Annotated in this window: 11 protein-coding genes; 4 read left to right on the top strand and 7 right to left on the bottom strand. The window is 61.4% G+C overall.

The features are described from left to right. Positions 1-49: 49 nt before the first annotated feature. The 4 genes from ACIPO9_RS13980 to ACIPO9_RS13965 form a co-directional block, all read right to left on the bottom strand. Positions 50-2,485: an RHS repeat-associated core domain-containing protein gene (locus ACIPO9_RS13980; RefSeq protein ID WP_400781550.1), complete on the bottom strand. Its 2,436-nt coding sequence runs from the start codon at positions 2,483-2,485 to the stop codon at positions 50-52. A 74-nt stretch (positions 2,486-2,559) separates the two neighbouring features. Next, positions 2,560-5,190: a hypothetical protein gene (locus ACIPO9_RS13975; protein WP_400781548.1), complete on the bottom strand. Its 2,631-nt coding sequence runs from the start codon at positions 5,188-5,190 to the stop codon at positions 2,560-2,562. A gap of 98 nt (positions 5,191-5,288) precedes the next feature. After that, positions 5,289-6,260, bottom strand: a complete 972-nt coding sequence (locus ACIPO9_RS13970) for a hypothetical protein (protein ID WP_400781547.1) — start codon at positions 6,258-6,260, stop codon at positions 5,289-5,291. A gap of 64 nt (positions 6,261-6,324) precedes the next feature. Beyond that, positions 6,325-7,350 (bottom strand): hypothetical protein, encoded by a 1,026-nt coding sequence (locus tag ACIPO9_RS13965; RefSeq protein WP_400781545.1) that lies wholly within the window; start codon positions 7,348-7,350, stop codon positions 6,325-6,327. Between the two features lie 295 nt (positions 7,351-7,645). On the opposite strand from ACIPO9_RS13965, the gene ACIPO9_RS13960 reads away from it, so the two are divergent. Continuing rightward, the gene (locus ACIPO9_RS13960; RefSeq protein ID WP_400781543.1) at positions 7,646-8,767 is read left to right on the top strand and encodes a diguanylate cyclase domain-containing protein; all 1,122 of its coding nucleotides are present in this window, start codon (positions 7,646-7,648) and stop codon (positions 8,765-8,767) included. After that, positions 8,760-9,689: an iron-sulfur-binding ferredoxin reductase gene (locus ACIPO9_RS13955; RefSeq protein WP_400781540.1), complete on the top strand. Its 930-nt coding sequence runs from the start codon at positions 8,760-8,762 to the stop codon at positions 9,687-9,689. The genes ACIPO9_RS13960 and ACIPO9_RS13955 overlap by 8 nt, the downstream gene beginning before the upstream one ends. A gap of 69 nt (positions 9,690-9,758) precedes the next feature. On the opposite strand, the gene pyk is transcribed toward ACIPO9_RS13955, so the two are convergent. Beyond that, entirely contained in the window at positions 9,759-11,210 is a 1,452-nt protein-coding gene (gene pyk, locus ACIPO9_RS13950; RefSeq protein ID WP_274134756.1) for a pyruvate kinase, read from the bottom strand. 180 nt (positions 11,211-11,390) lie between these two features. On the opposite strand from pyk, the gene ACIPO9_RS13945 reads away from it, so the two are divergent. Both ACIPO9_RS13945 and ACIPO9_RS13940 read left to right on the top strand, forming a co-directional pair. Continuing rightward, a complete protein-coding gene (locus ACIPO9_RS13945) occupies positions 11,391-11,765 on the top strand; it encodes a tol-pal system YbgF family protein (protein ID WP_274134758.1) in 375 nt (124 codons plus the stop codon). 313 nt (positions 11,766-12,078) lie between these two features. After that, a complete protein-coding gene (locus tag ACIPO9_RS13940; protein ID WP_274134760.1) occupies positions 12,079-12,438 on the top strand; it encodes a PilZ domain-containing protein in 360 nt (119 codons plus the stop codon). 10 nt (positions 12,439-12,448) lie between these two features. On the opposite strand, the gene ACIPO9_RS13935 is transcribed toward ACIPO9_RS13940, so the two are convergent. Then, positions 12,449-13,804: a DUF58 domain-containing protein gene (locus tag ACIPO9_RS13935; protein ID WP_400781538.1), complete on the bottom strand. Its 1,356-nt coding sequence runs from the start codon at positions 13,802-13,804 to the stop codon at positions 12,449-12,451. After that, positions 13,801-14,880 (bottom strand): AAA family ATPase, encoded by a 1,080-nt coding sequence (locus ACIPO9_RS13930; protein ID WP_400781535.1) that lies wholly within the window; start codon positions 14,878-14,880, stop codon positions 13,801-13,803. The genes ACIPO9_RS13935 and ACIPO9_RS13930 overlap by 4 nt, the downstream gene beginning before the upstream one ends. Positions 14,881-15,185 lie beyond the last annotated feature (305 nt).

The following is a 15,185-nucleotide window of genomic DNA, read 5'->3' as shown; positions in this document are numbered from 1 at the left end:
AATCCTTGGAAGTGATGTTGAGGGTTTGCACAACGGCGTGTCGGCTGCCTCAGACAGGGGTCACCCTGCCGTCGGGGTGATAGATGTTCGAGCGGGCCTCGCGAAATGCAGTCTTCCACGCCTTGACCGGGTTACCGGAGGTGCGCAGGCGCTCAAGGTAGGGGATGGCTTCCAGCGGCGTATTGGATGGGTTGCGTGCGCCCTGGAGGCTGGCGAAACCCTTGACGTAGACCTTGTTGGTGAAGCCTTGCACCGGGCGGCCCAGCTCCCTGGCGATTTCCAGCGCCGCGCCATTTTTTCCTCCCCAGCACGACAAAAGCACAAAGGTGTCGTCCGCAGCCGCTCCAAGGGACTGGAGCCTGGGTGCGATCACATCTCTGGCGATGTCGGCTGCGCGCATCACGTTGCCATCTGCGCCCATGAGCAGCGCGCGGGCAGGATCGCCGTGGGTCAGTAGCGCGGCCCGGTTGGTGGAGTGATAGGTTTCGATGAAACCGACGTCCACGCCTCTGGACGTATGTTGAGCGAGTACTTCAGCGTTGCCCAGGCGCCCTGGTTTTGGGGACGTCCAGCCTTGCTTGAGGTCAAGGGATCGTTGGCGTAAGCCTGCCTGTCTGAGAGCACCCAGTTTCATGGCCGCCCCGGCACCCGCCAGGCCTGTGACCAGAGAGATGCCGCCGAGGATGTCCGAGGCGGTGCCGCTTTGCCCCGCGGCCTGAAGCACTGTGCTCGCAACGCCTGTGGCCAGGGACACGATATCCAGCGTTGCCGCCGCAAGGGCAATGATCTGTGCGGTGGTCAACGTACCCAGCCCGGCACTCAACAAGGCCCCGGCGGCAGGCAATGCAGCCTGCAGGCCGGGAATCAACGCCAACGCACCCAGCACCAGACCCGCGCCCGCCAGTGCGTGATTCACCCAACTGTGGCCGTCGGGGTCGACTCGGTTGACTGGATCTCCTGCGCACCAGGCATAGGGGTTTATCCCGCCGCGGCCGAAGGGGCTCTCGGTGTCCGGGGCCAGGAAGCACATCAGCAGCGGGTCATAGGGGCGGTTGCCACCGGGTATGTAAAACCCCGACAGGGGTTCGCGCAGCTCGCCAGCGTAGCCGAATGCCAGATTGCCGGATCGGGAGACGTCCGCGCCATGGGCGGTGTACTGGCGCCGGCGTACCGTGCTGTCGGCTTCCACGCGTACGCTGCCCTGAGCGTCTGTACCGAGCAGAATGGTTTTGCGAACACCGCCGCTAACCTCGTTGATCGCAAACAACGCACCCATGTCACCGATCAACTGGACGCTGTCGCTGCCCGTTTGCCTGTGGGTGAGTTGGTCGGCACTGAAAAAATCCCGGGTCAGTGTTTTGTTTACCAGACGGTCAGTCAGCTGCCCGCTGGGATCGTAGCGGTAGCTGCAAGTACCCGCCGCTGAACGAACTTCGGTCAGTCGCCCCTGGGTGTTCCAGCTCAGGTAACGACCGAGGCTGTCTGCAATTACGCGGCCGCAGGCGTCGTAGGTCAGCGTGATGTTTTTGGGCCATGAAGGGTGGGTATGGGTGATCCTCGTGACGCAGGTGGGATCGTCACTGGCGTAGCGGAATCGGGCTTCATCGCGGGTGCCGTCGGCATAGATGGTGACCACGCGCCTGTGACCGTTCAACTCATTGAACGTGAACCTCTGCTCGACGATCCGGTTGCCGAACGGGTCCTCCACTGCGGCGGCAGCGTTGGCGGTATGGCGCACGAGGCGGCCGCGCTCATCGTACTCGAAGTGTTCTTCGCTGCGTTGCTTGCCGTCGGTGCAGATTCTGGAAGTGATCTGATCGAGTGCCGAGTATCCCTGGGTCTGGGTGATCGTCCTGACGCTGGCTCCAGTGGCCTGCACGATGCTGAACGTGCGGGTGTGCTCGCGGCCCAACGGGTCGTAGGTGAAGGCCGTGGTGAGGGATTGCCCGGTTTGCGGATCGGTTACCCTGACGGCCAGCGGGCGCGACAGCTCATCGTAGTGGTAGGTGGTTTCCACGGTGCCGACGCAGGTCTTCGCGACGCGGCCTTGCGCATCGAATTCCCGCCGATGGCTCACGCCCTGGGCATCACTGAAGCCTTGCAGCAGGCCACTGAACGACTGTCGCCACGTGCTGGTGTAAGTCGTCCCGTCCACGGTCCAGCGGTCCATGAGCGGCTGGCCGGATGCGGTGAACTCGAAGGTCTGCGTGCCAAGGGCGCCTGTGATGGACGTGGGCAGGCCGTGTTTCGGATGACGGCTGATGAGTGTGGCCGTCTCGCCGTCGGCGGCGACACCGAGCAACGTTTGGCCCAGGTTTTTTTCATATTTGAACAGGGTGACCCTGCCATCGGCCAGGGTGTTCGACGCGGGTGGGAGTTGCCCCTTGTGGTAGTGAAACACGGTGGTGCTGCGGCCGACTTCGACGCTGAGTTGGCGGCCAAGGCCGTCGAAGGACTGCCGGCCGATGATGGTTGCTGTGTTCATGTCTTCGATCCTTGAAGAAATTACCGGCCAACGGGAAGCCTTCGTCAGGGCAAGCTTCCCGCCAATGTTCGTGGCTACCGAGAGGTCCTATCTGGAGTTGGCGCGGTGACGGCGATGGTTTCGGGATGGTTGCCATCGCTGTGCGGGGCGTATGTCCAGTTCACCACCGTGGCGTCGGCCAGCCGTTGTTCGGTGAACCGTCCGTATACATCCAGCTTCACGGTGGTCACGCGATCCGGCAGACCGGGCACCGCAAGGGTGGTGCGGGTGACACGGTCCAGCCCGTCGCGCAGCCATGCGCTGCTGCGAACCAGCGTGCCATGGGTGTCGTACAGCTCGGCGCGGATGGCGCTGCCGGCCGCGTTGTGCCAAGTCAGGGTGTGCGGGCCTTTCACCGTTCCGTTCTGGTGCCAGGCCTTGAGCGTGAGCTGCACCGGATCGTGCTGGCTATGACTCACGACCCCGTTGGGCGCGATGCTCTGGCTCACTTGCCCCCAGTCATCGTAACGGGTGTCGGTGGTCAGTTTGAGAGGGGTGACCAGTGCCGGGTTGTCAGGGTCGCGCAGCCAGTCCTGCTGGGTTTCGCTGATGGTTCTGCCTTCGGCATCGAACAGGGTGCGGCCGATCTCGCGGAACGTGCCCGGCGCGTGATCGAGGTCTTCCAGTTCGATACGTACGCTTCGCCCCTCGCCGTCGAGCCATTGGCGGTGATGCTGACCGGTAGCAAGCACGTTCTCGATCATCACCGGGTTTTCGCCCATGAGTACGTGCTTGAGTGCGACCTTGTCTCTCACGTGATAGGTGGTGGTGCAACGGGCTTCATAGGGGCTGCCAGCGGCCGTGACCACAAGTGTCACGCGGCCGAGGCTGTCGTACTCGTAGCACGAAACCGCTCCGGCTGCATTGGTTTCCCGGACCACTTGGCCGGTGCCCAGCGACCGCGTGCTGCTCTGGCTCGAACGCACCTGATCGGTGTTCTCGAAGCCGATGGTGGTGGTGCGAGTGGTCACTTCGCTGTCAGTCAGCTCATAGTCGTAGCGGGTGCTGGTGGCCTTGCCGTTGAGCGTGGTGACTTTGCTTCTGATGCGGGCGTAGTGCGGGCCTTTCTCCGTGATGTAGGTCTGGGTCGTGGACTCGATTTCCCGTGAGTGAGATTCATCGCAGGCCGTTTCATGTTCTACCACTACGCATGGGCGCCCGCCCTCGATGAGCGAATCCAGAGACTTGTAGGTATAAGTGGTGGAGGTCTCTGATGCCCCGCCAAAGCTGCCGTCGGCCAGGCCCAGCGGCCTGGTGGTTTTCTTTTTCAGAAACCTGACGATGCCCAGAGGGCTGGCTGGGCAGAGCTTGGGATTCTTATCACCTTCGGCAGGGTAATACTCGCTGTGCTCTTCGATGCCGTTGGGCGTGCGCGTGAACAGGACGTTGCCGAACCTGTCGTAGCGATACTCGGTCTGCTCGCTGCGCCTGAGGTTCGCGGCGCTGTGGTCGATGAAGGTCAGGGTCTGTTTGTGCGGCAGTTGGCACCAGGCGGGTTGATCCTTCCAGAGGGTGCCCGCAGCTATGCCGTAGGTGGTGTCCTGACGGATTTCGCAGTGGCCCCGGCGGCTGGTTTCCTGAGTGAGCAGGTGAAAGCGGTTCCAGGTCCGGGTGATAATAGACAGCGGCTTTCCCTTGGCGTCGGTCTGGGTTTCGACCACGCTGTAGCGGTATTCCTGCTCCACTTGGTAGAGGTTGTCGCGACCCTTCTGCCAGTCGAACGCCTGGGCGCTGGCGTAACCCAGGAAGTTGTGCGCGCCGATCCATTCATAGGTGTGGTGCAGCCGGGTATGGTCTGCGCCCGAAGAGTGGGTCCATCTCTGCACCCTCGGGAGGACCTCGAACGGCGCGCCGTCCGGAAGCTGATGGCCATCTTCGCCCTTGGCCCAGGTCACGGTGTCCGACGCCCCCAACGGGGTGATGAATTCGGTGGGCAGCAGCAGGTGAGTGGTTTCATCCAGAGGATGGTGGTCATAGGTGATGGTGCAGGGTGTCTTGATGCCGGGAAGGTGAACGGCCACCAGCTTGTCGTTGGTGGTGCGCATCCTCAAGGTATGTGCTTCGCGCCCGGGTGCAGAAAATTCAATCTCGCCTTCGTCGTAGGCGACCTGCAGCAGCGTCCGCGTTTCGTCGCGGATGCTCCTCAGCCGCAAGCCACTGCGAAACGGCGTCCAGCGCACATGAACCCGTCGACCCTCCGGGCTGCGCATTTCGGTGACCAGAAACCGGCTGCTGTCTTCCTGGCGGGTCAGTATCTCGCTCTGGCCATTCTTGTACTCCACAAGGTAGGCATCGCTGCCCAGGCACGTGACCGCCATCGACTTGAGCTTGGCATCGAGCAGTTTCAGTTCGCTGCCCGGGGTGGTGGCCGGGCTGTCGGTGTCGACTGCAAAACTCTCCCCCGACGACAGGCGCAACGAGGGAGCGTCCTGATTGAGGTCCAGTTCGCTCAAGTCCAGCGACCAGCCCAGCCCGAAACCCTTGTCGTGGGTTGAGCCCAGCACGCTGAACGACAGCGTGGGGTTGAGGCTGGGGCCGCACATGTTGTTGGCGGGGATGATGGGAAGCTGGAAGGCCAGGGTGAATTGGCCGGTGCGGGCATCGACACCGGTCTTGATGAAATCGGTGAAGTTTGTGGCTTGTGTGTGAACACCTGAAATGGGCATGGATAAATTCCGCAATGTCGTCGATCGTTGTCGGACGGGCACGCCGGTTCAACTATGACGGCTGAGAGGGCAGACCCGAGAGAAGTGAATGCACCGTGTTAACGAAGCATTCTGAAATCCATAAAGTTGCCCGCCCCCTCAATTGTCATTTTGATTTTGTACTTGTTACCGTACTGGTCGAGCACGGCGAAGGACCCTGGCGCCGGCGGCCCTGCCTCCGGTTTTGGGTCGATTCCACGTAATTGGAGCCGGATGAAATTCATGGCACCGGCGCGGGTGTTAATGGGGACGCTGAGGTGCCGATAGCCAAAGGCTTGAACTTGACTGAGAGGATCGACTAGATAGTGGAGGTTCATTTCCACCGATGGTGATGCAAAGTTGTTGCCCCAGAAAACTTCGCCGTCATCCCGTTCACCCAGAAAGGTTGCCGCCAATCCATCCTGAAATGCGGCATCGGCATCGACTATCCTGAAGGCTGGATTTTTGAACTCCAGATGATACAAGTCGATATCGACCGCCGTTTTCACTTTCCATGACTTGCGATCATGCTCGACGACGTCAGTCACGGTATCCATGAGCGCATCAACCCGCTCAAGCTTGAAGTCCGAACGCTGCCGGTTCGGACTGGTAATCGTCTCGACCTTGACCGATGAATTGAAGACGCTGGTGTGGCTGACGTAGTGGCTGTCTTCGTCACGGGTCACGGCGGCGTAGAGGGTCTTGATCGACCCTCCGGACGCGGTCGAGGAAACGTAGAATTTTCTGGAACAGGCCGTGGACTCCAGCAGCCGCGACGGGGCCATGCCTGTGTCGGCGTAATATTCGAACCGCTCATCCCGCTTGCGAGAAACCCGGTACTCGCCTGACAACTCTTGATACTGCCCATCATCATCAAGCGTGACCAGCCGGACGCTGTTCAGTTGCTCTTTGGTGATGCTCTCGTCCTTGCGGGGGGTCAACCCAACCGAAATTTGAAGCTGGTTGTTTCCATTGTTGAATATCCGGTTCGAGTTGGAAGTGATGTTGATGTTCAAGCGGCTCAGCCAGTTGGAATCGTTCATAGGTTTCATGCTGTAACCATCCTTGGTTTGTAATGGCAGGGTTGTAGTGGGGCTGCCTTGCAACGGGCTCCCCTTACTCTGTCGGGATCCCATAAAGTTCGAAATCGACCAGGCGTCCGTCATACATCGTGAAGTTGATGAGATTGCCGTCCTGCTCCTGCGTCATTTCAATCAGGTGTTCATGGCCGTATTGGTCAAAGACGCCGAAGATTCTGGGCGCCCGGTATGCTTCGCCCAGCACTGCACCTGCGCCGCGCAACTTGAGCCGTATGAAGTTCAGTGCACCGTCGCGGGTATTGGTCGCTACGCGGATGTGCCTGTAGTTGAACGTGCTGTCCGCAGCACGAGGGTCGACCACAAAATGAGCGTGCCGCTTGTATATTCGTGGCAAGGGCAGGGTGGGCCAGCCGATCGCCTCGACAGTTTGCGTATCGTCGTTGAAGTCGGAGTAGAAACAACCGGATCCGCTGAAGAACGGTACGCGGACATCGACGATCCTGAAGGCCGGGTTCTTGAATTCAAGGTAATAGAGATCCACATCGACAGAGGTCCTGGCTTCATAGGTGCTGTCATGCCAGCGGTAGGTATCGGTCACCGTGTCCTGAAGCAGGTCGACAGCCTCCAGCTTGAAGTCCGAGCGCTGGCGGCGCAGTTTGGTAATCGTCTCGATGGTCACCGATGAGTTGAAGATGCTGCTGTGACTGACATAGTGCTTGTCCGGTGCCTTGGCGATGGCGGCGTAGATGACCTTGCGCGAGCCGCCGGAGGCGATGGAGGTGACATAGAACTTCTTGCGATAAGTGGTCGACTCCAGCAGCGCAGAGGGGGCAGAACCGGTGTCGGCGTAATAGTCGAAGCGTTGGTCCCGCTCGTCGGCGTAGCCATACTCCCCTGACAGCTCCTGATAGCGCCCGTCATCTTCGAGAGTGACCAGTTGTATGCTGTCCAACTGTTCCTGGGTCACGGTCTGGCCGTTACGCGGCGTCAGGCCGATGGAAACTTCAAGCTCGTGGTTGCCGTTGTTGAATATCCGGTTGGAACTGGACGTGATGTTGATGTTGAAACGGCTCAGCCAGCCGGCGTCGTTGACAGGTTTCATACTCCGGACCTTCCGTGGTTGTTGAGAGGGCTCCAGAGTAGCGAGGCGCCTTGCGGGGGCTGATATATATATTTATCGCGTCCCTGGGGATCGGTATGCGAATGTGTCCGAGGCCTGGAAGCGTCGCGCCGACGCACGGCGGACCGATACCTGCGCATTTGGCCCCTTGGCCAAGGCCGGGCACGTTGGCGAAACGCCACGTTTCCTCTACATTGACCACTTCCCGGATGATCGATGTACCCGGCCTGCGATGCGACCCATGTCCATCTCGCCACCCAGGACGAGCCCCAGATCCATGACCAATCAACCTCCCGTAGCGGGATCGATACAGCGCCTGCTGTTCAAGCGCTTCGCGCTGGCAGCCGCCACCTACGTCCTGCTGACTGCGCTGGTCTGGGTGGCATTCTGCGCAGGCTATTACCATGCGTCGTTCTTTGGGGTGTGGCTGGCCAGCGTGCTGGTGCTGTTGTCGCAGGGCATCCTGAGCCTGGTGTTTTTCGGTGGTCACAACCAGCGATTCAAGGACCCCAGCCTCACTGAGTTTCAGGTGCTGATGGGGCTCGGCTGGCAGACATTCCTGCTGGCCCACATGGACGCTGCCCGTGGCACCTTCCTGGTGCTTTACGTACTGGTATTGTTATTCGGACTGTTTCACCTGCCGCCGAGAGTCTTCACCCGCTGTGCGCTGCTGGCGCTGGCGGGTTTCACCGGTCTGAACCTGTGGGAGGCCTTCAATGGCCAGCTCGACGACCCGGGCCTGGCGGCCCTCCAGACCTGCGCGCTGTTCATCGTCCTGGCCTGGCTGTGCCTGTATGCACGGTTCGTCCAGACGTCCCGACAGCGTATGCATCAGCGTCGGATCACGCTGCAGGCCCACCAGGAAACCCTGCGCGGCATGATGTTCCAGCTTGAAGAACTGGCCTCTACCGACGAGTTGACCAACCTCTACAACCGCCGCCATTTCCTGCGCCTGGCCACCCGTGAGCTGGAAACCATGGAAGGCAATTACACCCTCGGCCTGGCGCTGATCGACCTCGACCACTTCAAGCGGGTCAACGATCAGCTCGGGCATTCTGCCGGGGACCGGGTATTGCAGGTGTTCGCCACCACGGCCAGCCAGTGCCTGCGCTCCGATGACATTCTGGCGCGCTACGGCGGTGAGGAGTTCGTGTTGCTGATTCCCCGCGCCACCCGCGCGCAACTGGTCGATTGCTGCGAACGGGTGCGCGTGGCGTTCGAGCAGGTAACCATTCCCGGTCTGCCGGGTCTTGAGCTGAGCCTGTCGGTGGGGATGACGCTGATCGAATCCGGCGATGATCTGGACCGTGCCCTGCAGCGCGCCGACCAGTCGCTCTACCGCGCCAAACACCAGGGTCGCAACCGCTGCCATGGCGCCTGGGATTACGTCGATGCCTGAGCTGCGTGCCGGTGATCGGCAGTGGAGCGTTGCGCCGGGCGCCAGCCTGCTCGATGCTCTCAATGATGCAGGGCTTTCAGTGCCGTTCAGCTGCCGCGCGGGCAGTTGCCATGCCTGCCTTGTGCGCTGCACCAGTGGCGAGCCGCTGGATGGCCTGCCCGAAGCACTCGATGCCGCCAAGCGCGAGCAGGGCTGGCGCCTGGCTTGCCAATGCCGGGTGGTGGGCGATCTGGCCGTGGAAATCTTCGATCCGCTGCGTGACGGCCTGCCGGCGCGTGTCGCAAGTTGTGAATGGCCAAGCCCGCATGTATTGAGGCTGCGCCTGGCGCCCGAGCGTGGGTTGCGTTATCGCGCCGGTCAGCACCTGGTGCTCTGGACCGCCAATGGCGTTGCCCGCCCGTACTCGCTGGCCAGCTTGCCGGGCGAGGACCCGTTCCTGGAATTTCATCTCGATTGCCGCCTTCCCGGCGCCTTCACCGATGTGGCACGCACCCTTGCACCGGGTGATTCGGTGCGGCTGGGAGAATTGCGTGGCGGTGCCTTGCATTACGACCCTGACTGGCAAGCGCGGCCCCTGTGGCTGCTGGCGGCGGGCACCGGGCTTGGGCCGCTGTGGAGTGTGCTGCGCGAGGCACTGCGCCAGGAGCATCAGGGGCCGATCCGGGTAATGCACGTGGCCCACGAGCATTATCTGGCGAACGAACTTCAGCGGCTGGGCGAGGAGCATGCACGGGTGCAGATCGAGCTGGTCGGGCCGGATGCATTCCAGGCTGCACTAGCCGGGTTGCGAGTCACTTCTCGGCAAACCGTGGCACTTGTCTGCGGTTCGCCTTCGAGCGTCGAGGCGTTTTCGAAGCGGCTGTTCATTGCCGGATTGCCGCGAGGGCAGTTGCTGGCCGATGTGTTTCTGGAAAAGGCCTGAGCGTCTCTGCCTGAAATGAAAAAGCCCCGTGCTCTTGCGAGACGGGGCTTTTTCGGTCACAGCAGCGTCTTACACGATCGGGTCGCCGACGTGCAGGATCTTCATGCCGTTGGTGCCACCGATGGTGTGGTAGCTGTCACCCTTGGTCAGGATGACCCAGTCGCCTTGCTCGACCAGACCGCGCTTGACCAGCTCGTCCACAGCCGACTGGCTGACCTGACCCGCTGGCAACGAAGCCGGATCGAACGGAATGGTGTACACGCCACGGAACATGGCGGCGCGCGCCTGGGTTTCGCGGTGTGGGGAGAACGCGTAGATCGGCACCGAGGAGCGGATGCGCGACATGATCAGCGGGGTGTAGCCGCTTTCGGTCAGCGCGATGATCGCTTTGACGCCCGGGAAGTGGTTGGCGGTGTACATGGCCGCCAGCGCGATGCTTTCGTCACAGCGGGTGAACGAGTGACCGATGCGGTGGCTGGAGGTCTTGCCGGTCGGGTGACGTTCGGCGCCGACGCAGATGCGCGCCATGGCTTCAACGGCTTCGACAGGGTAGGAACCGGCAGCACTTTCAGCGGACAGCATCACGGCATCGGTGTAGTCGAGCACGGCGTTGGCCACGTCGGACACTTCGGCGCGGGTCGGCATGGGGCTGGAAATCATCGATTCCATCATCTGCGTGGCCACGATCACCGCTTTGTTGTGGCGACGTGCGTGCAGGATGATTTTCTTCTGGATGCCCACCAGCTCCGCGTCACCGATTTCCACGCCCAGGTCGCCACGGGCAACCATGACCGCGTCGCTGGCGCGAATCAGTGCATCGAGGGTTTCGTCGTCGGCAACGGCTTCGGCGCGTTCGATCTTCGCCACCAGCCAGGCAGTACCGCCCGACTCGTCACGCAGCTTGCGGGCGTATTCCATGTCGGCGGCGTCGCGCGGGAAGGAAACGGCCAGGTAATCCAGGTCCATTTCAGCGGCGAGCTTGATGTCTTGCTTGTCTTTTTCGGTCAGGGCCGGTGCAGTCAGGCCGCCACCGCGACGGTTGATGCCTTTGTGGTCCGACAGCGGGCCACCGATAGTCACGGTGCAGTGCAGGGCATCGGCGGTCTGCGTGTCTACGCGCATGACCACTCGTCCGTCGTCGAGCAGCAGTTCGTCGCCTACGCCGCAATCCTTGACCAGATCGGGATAGTCGATACCGACGATTTCCTGGGTGCCTTCAGTCAGAGGATGGCTGGTGGAGAAGGTGAACTTGTCACCGACTTTCAGCTCGATCTTCTTGTTGGCGAATTTGGCGATGCGAATTTTCGGGCCTTGCAGGTCACCCAGCAACGCAACGAAGCGGCCATTCTTGGCGGCGATGTCGCGGATCAGCTTCGCGCGAGCCTTGTGCTCGTCGGGCGTGCCGTGGGAGAAGTTCAGGCGGGCAACGTCCAGGCCCGCCAGAATCAGCTTCTCGATGACTTCGGGCGAGTTACTTGCTGGGCCAAGTGTGGCTACGATTTTGGTGCGACGAACGGACATGCACAAACTCCTTAAATGAAGCGCAGCGAGAGGCTACTACTGTATTGGCCTGTAGTCATTGTTCCTTTGCACTACCTTGTCGCCCAATCACTGGGCAATAGGCAGATCGGCAGTACCCTTCAATCGGTCTTGAAGAAATCCGGCGATGCGCCGATACAGTACAGAGCACAGGAGACTCTCATGCGAATCGTGATGATATTAGTGGCGCTGACTGCATTGGGCGGTTGCACACGCTGGGCGATGAACAGCCATCTGGACAATGCCAACCGCGCGTACGCCAAGGGCGACTGCGATACGGTCATGTACAACCTGTCCAAGGTCGACCGCGAAAGCCGTTCGCGTCGGTACGTTCAGCCTGAAGTGTCGATGTTGCGCGGGCAGTGCCTGGAGCGCCAGAAGTTCTACGTCGATGCGGTGCAGACCTATCAGTTCATCGTGACGCAGTACCCCTACAGCGAATACGCATTCCGGGCGAAGGCGCGTCTGGATACGCTGCATCAGTTGGGCTATGACAACCTGGCCCCGCCTGCCGTCACGCGACCTGCTTCACTTTAGTTACACTCATCTGGATAGACGGTGGTTTTTTTGAGTGGATGTCGGCGCAAGTTGAGCTAGGCTGGAAAACGGTAGGGACCTAAAGATTTCATCACAGGAGTGAGGAAGTGCGCGCTCCATTGCCGAAGCGGTTATCGACAGGCTTTGTTTATCGCCAAATCGAATAATCGGACGAGTGACTTCGGCAATCACTGGTGAGTCAGATGACGTCCCTGTTGTAATAAACAGGTTGGTTCGACTGTGCCTGACCGACAGACGAATCTCTTAGCATTAGCGCGGCCATGCTCAATGGCTACCCGAGGACCAGTGTCCAATGCTTAATGAAAGACGAATCGAACGTCACCAGCTTCCGTATTACCTGCAGGTGTTCAATCGCTACACCGACAAACCGATGGGCTGCCTGGGCAACGTCTCGGAGCAGGGGCTGATGTTGATCAGCGACCTGCCCATTCTGGTTGCCGCCGACTTTCAACTGCGCCTGAAAGTGCCGGATGAAAAGAACGGGCTGTATCACATCGATATCAACGCCAGTTGCCTGTGGTGCCAGGAAGACGAAACACCGGGTGTTTTCGACTCCGGGTTCAAGATTCAGGCTGCGCCACCAGAGTATTTCCACCTGATCCAGGCCTTGCAGCGCTATTTCAGTTTTTATCCACTGGAAGCGTCTGCCTGATACCGGTGCCCTATAGAGTGCCGGCTTTTTTCCAGGTCAAGTACCGATTGACCAACTGCGGCCCGAGTTCTCCCGGCCGCACATCCAGGACCGCAATCCCATGTGCACGCAGGCGCTCATGGAGGCCTGCACGTGCGTTGAGAAAATCCACCGTGCCGCAATAATCCAGCGCTTGCTGCCAGCTCTGTACCGGGGCAAGCCGCTTTTCGTCGAGCACCTCCTCGCGAAGGCTGGCGATCAATACGCGATGGTGGCGGCTCAGGTGCTTGACCGCAGCGAGCAGTTGATCGTCGTCCTCATCGCGCAGGTTGGTGACCAGCACCACCAGCGCGCGCCGTTTCTGCCGGGCAAGCAATTGCCGGATCGCCGCGCCGTAGTCGGCGGGGTGGCGGGTGCTGTCCAGGTCGTAGACGTGGTTGAGCAACAGGTTCAACTGGCTGGCGCCCTTGACCGGAGGGAGGTGACGATTCTGCTCGGCGGCAAAGGTCGAAACACCCACTGCGTCGCCCTGGCGCAGCGCGACGTAGCCCAGCAGCAGGCAGGCATTGAGCGCGTGATCGAAATGGCTGAGCTCGCCATCCTGGCTGCGCATCCGGCGCCCGCAATCGAGCAGGAAGACAATCTGCTGGTCCCGCTCGTCCTGGTACTCCCGGGCAATCGGGGTGCGCTGGCGGGCGGTGGCCTTCCAGTCGATCTGCCGCAGGCTGTCACCCTCGCGAAATTCGCGCAGTTGATTGAATTCCAGGCCCAGGCCCCGACGTTGGCGCTGGCGCACGCCGATCTGGCTGAGCCAGTTGTCGACTCCTTGCAACTGGCCGCCGTGCAGCCTGGTGAAGTCGGGGTAGACCCGTGCCGAGCTGCAAGCCGGCAGGTAGCGCCGCGACAGCCACAGGCGCAACGGGCTGCGCAGCTGGATCTCGATGCGCTCGAAGGTGAACAGGCCCCGGCTGGTGGGGCGCAGACGATAGCTCAAGCGTGCGCTGCGCTGCGCCCGCAGAACCACATCCTGGGACAGGTGTTGGCCTTCGAATCGGTTACCCGGCCCCACGGGCCCATGATCGAGCATCGTCAGCGGCAGGGCACGAGATGAATCCTGGGCGATCTCGATGCTGACGTCGCTCCAGCGACCCAGCGCCAGGCTGCCGGGCAGGTGCCGCTGGACGCGAGGGGAGGGCAGGCGCCACAACCAGAAGGCGTCCAGTGCTGCCAGCCCGCCGATCCCCCAGAACAGCACCCAGAACAGGCCATCGAGTTTTGCCACTGGTCCACGCCCCAGCGCCTGGAGAACCCCCAGCAAGAGGGCGATCCCGGTCAGGCTGGCAAGCCACCAGAGCAGGCGCGGGGAGGGCTTGAGCAGTTGCTTCATTGGCGCGGCGCCGGGACCTGATCGAGCAATTGCTTGAGCACCTGATCCACCGACATGCCTTCGATGTCCAGTTCCGGCGACAGCCTGACCCGATGCCGCAGCACCGCCAGGGCGCAGCCCTTGATGTCATCGGGAATCACGAACTCACCGCCGCGCAGCAGCGCCCGAGCCCGCGCACCGCGCACCAGTGCGATGGAGGCGCGCGGCCCTGCGCCGAGGGCCAGGCCCGGCCAGGTGCGAGTGGCGCGAGCCAGCCGAACGCCGTAGTCGAGCACCTGTTCATCCACCGGCAACTCGCTGGCGATGCGTTGCAGCGCCTGCACATCCTTGGCGTGCATCAGGGTGCGCAGAGGCTGCACCTCGAGCATGTCCGAGCGGGTGGAGCGGGTCACCTGGCGGACCATTTCCAGTTCCTGCTCGGCCTGGGGGTAATCCATGCGCAGCTTGAGCATGAAGCGGTCAAGCTCGGCCTCGGGCAACGGATAAGTACCTTCCTGCTCGATGGGGTTCTGGGTCGCCAGCACCATGAACGGCTGCGGTACCGGGAGGGCGCGGCCTTCGAGGGTGACCTGGCGTTCCTGCATCGCTTCGAGCAGGGCTGCCTGGGTCTTGGCCGGCGCGCGGTTGATTTCGTCCGCCAGCAACAGATGAGTGAACAACGGGCCCTTGCGCAGCTTGAACTGCTCGCTCTGCATGTCGTAGACCGCATGGCCGGTGACATCGCTAGGCATCAGGTCCGGGGTGAACTGTATGCGGGCGAAATCCCCGCCAAAGCAGCGTGCCAGGGCACGGACCAGCAGCGTCTTGCCAAGGCCGGGAACGCCTTCGAGCAGCACATGGCCGCCGCCGATCAATGCGGTCAGCACGTCATCGATCACCGTGTCCTGGCCGATGACGGCCTTCTGCAGCTCGTGGCGCACGGCCTGGGCCAGGTGGATGGCCCGTTGCCGCTGCTGCGCCGGATTGCTGGCCGGGGCCGGTTGATGTTCGGCGTCCCGTTGCTCGGCGGCGGGCTGCTCGAGGTGTTCGGCGGGGCTCGCTACGCTGCTCGACGGGCTGGTCGGTTGATCGCTCACAAATTCCGGAGCGCCATTAACCGTTACATGTGATTTATCGTCCATAATTCAAGAGGTTACCTAAACTAACGGTTTTTGGATGCTGAAGGGTGTCCGACCCCGAGCGAAAATGCCCAGCCGAAGGTCATTACAGACGCCAATCTACTAGAATTCATCGTGTGAGCGGCCTTGGTTCGATAGGCCAAACTCTCCAGTCAGAGATTTAAGTCTTTTTTCCGCAATCATCCTGAGGTTTCGATTTCTAGCGCTCCGGCTTTCGTAGTGACGTCAGGTGGCTGGAGTGAACGTGAACACCGCTCCCTGAT

The sequence above is a fragment of the Pseudomonas sp. NPDC090203 genome, assembly GCF_044746765.1.
Taxonomy (GTDB): domain Bacteria; phylum Pseudomonadota; class Gammaproteobacteria; order Pseudomonadales; family Pseudomonadaceae; genus Aquipseudomonas; species Aquipseudomonas putida_AD.
Note: the sequence above shows the minus strand (reverse complement) of the source record. Positions and strands in the feature narration are given on the sequence as shown.

Excerpts from the sequence above, each read along its gene's own strand:
- pyk (WP_274134756.1), bottom strand. The coding sequence starts at position 11,210 with ATGTCCGTTCGTCGCACCAAAATCGTAGCCACACTTGGCCCAGCAAGT.
- ACIPO9_RS13970 (WP_400781547.1), bottom strand. The coding sequence starts at position 6,260 with ATGAAACCTATGAACGATTCCAACTGGCTGAGCCGCTTGAACATCAAC.
- ACIPO9_RS13945 (WP_274134758.1), top strand. The coding sequence starts at position 11,391 with ATGCGAATCGTGATGATATTAGTGGCGCTGACTGCATTGGGCGGTTGC.
- ACIPO9_RS13980 (WP_400781550.1), bottom strand. The coding sequence starts at position 2,485 with ATGAACACAGCAACCATCATCGGCCGGCAGTCCTTCGACGGCCTTGGC.
- ACIPO9_RS13940 (WP_274134760.1), top strand. The coding sequence starts at position 12,079 with ATGCTTAATGAAAGACGAATCGAACGTCACCAGCTTCCGTATTACCTG.
- ACIPO9_RS13935 (WP_400781538.1), bottom strand. The coding sequence starts at position 13,804 with ATGAAGCAACTGCTCAAGCCCTCCCCGCGCCTGCTCTGGTGGCTTGCC.
- ACIPO9_RS13955 (WP_400781540.1), top strand. The coding sequence starts at position 8,760 with ATGCCTGAGCTGCGTGCCGGTGATCGGCAGTGGAGCGTTGCGCCGGGC.
- ACIPO9_RS13975 (WP_400781548.1), bottom strand. The coding sequence starts at position 5,190 with ATGCCCATTTCAGGTGTTCACACACAAGCCACAAACTTCACCGATTTC.
- ACIPO9_RS13965 (WP_400781545.1), bottom strand. The coding sequence starts at position 7,350 with ATGAAACCTGTCAACGACGCCGGCTGGCTGAGCCGTTTCAACATCAAC.
- ACIPO9_RS13960 (WP_400781543.1), top strand. The coding sequence starts at position 7,646 with ATGACCAATCAACCTCCCGTAGCGGGATCGATACAGCGCCTGCTGTTC.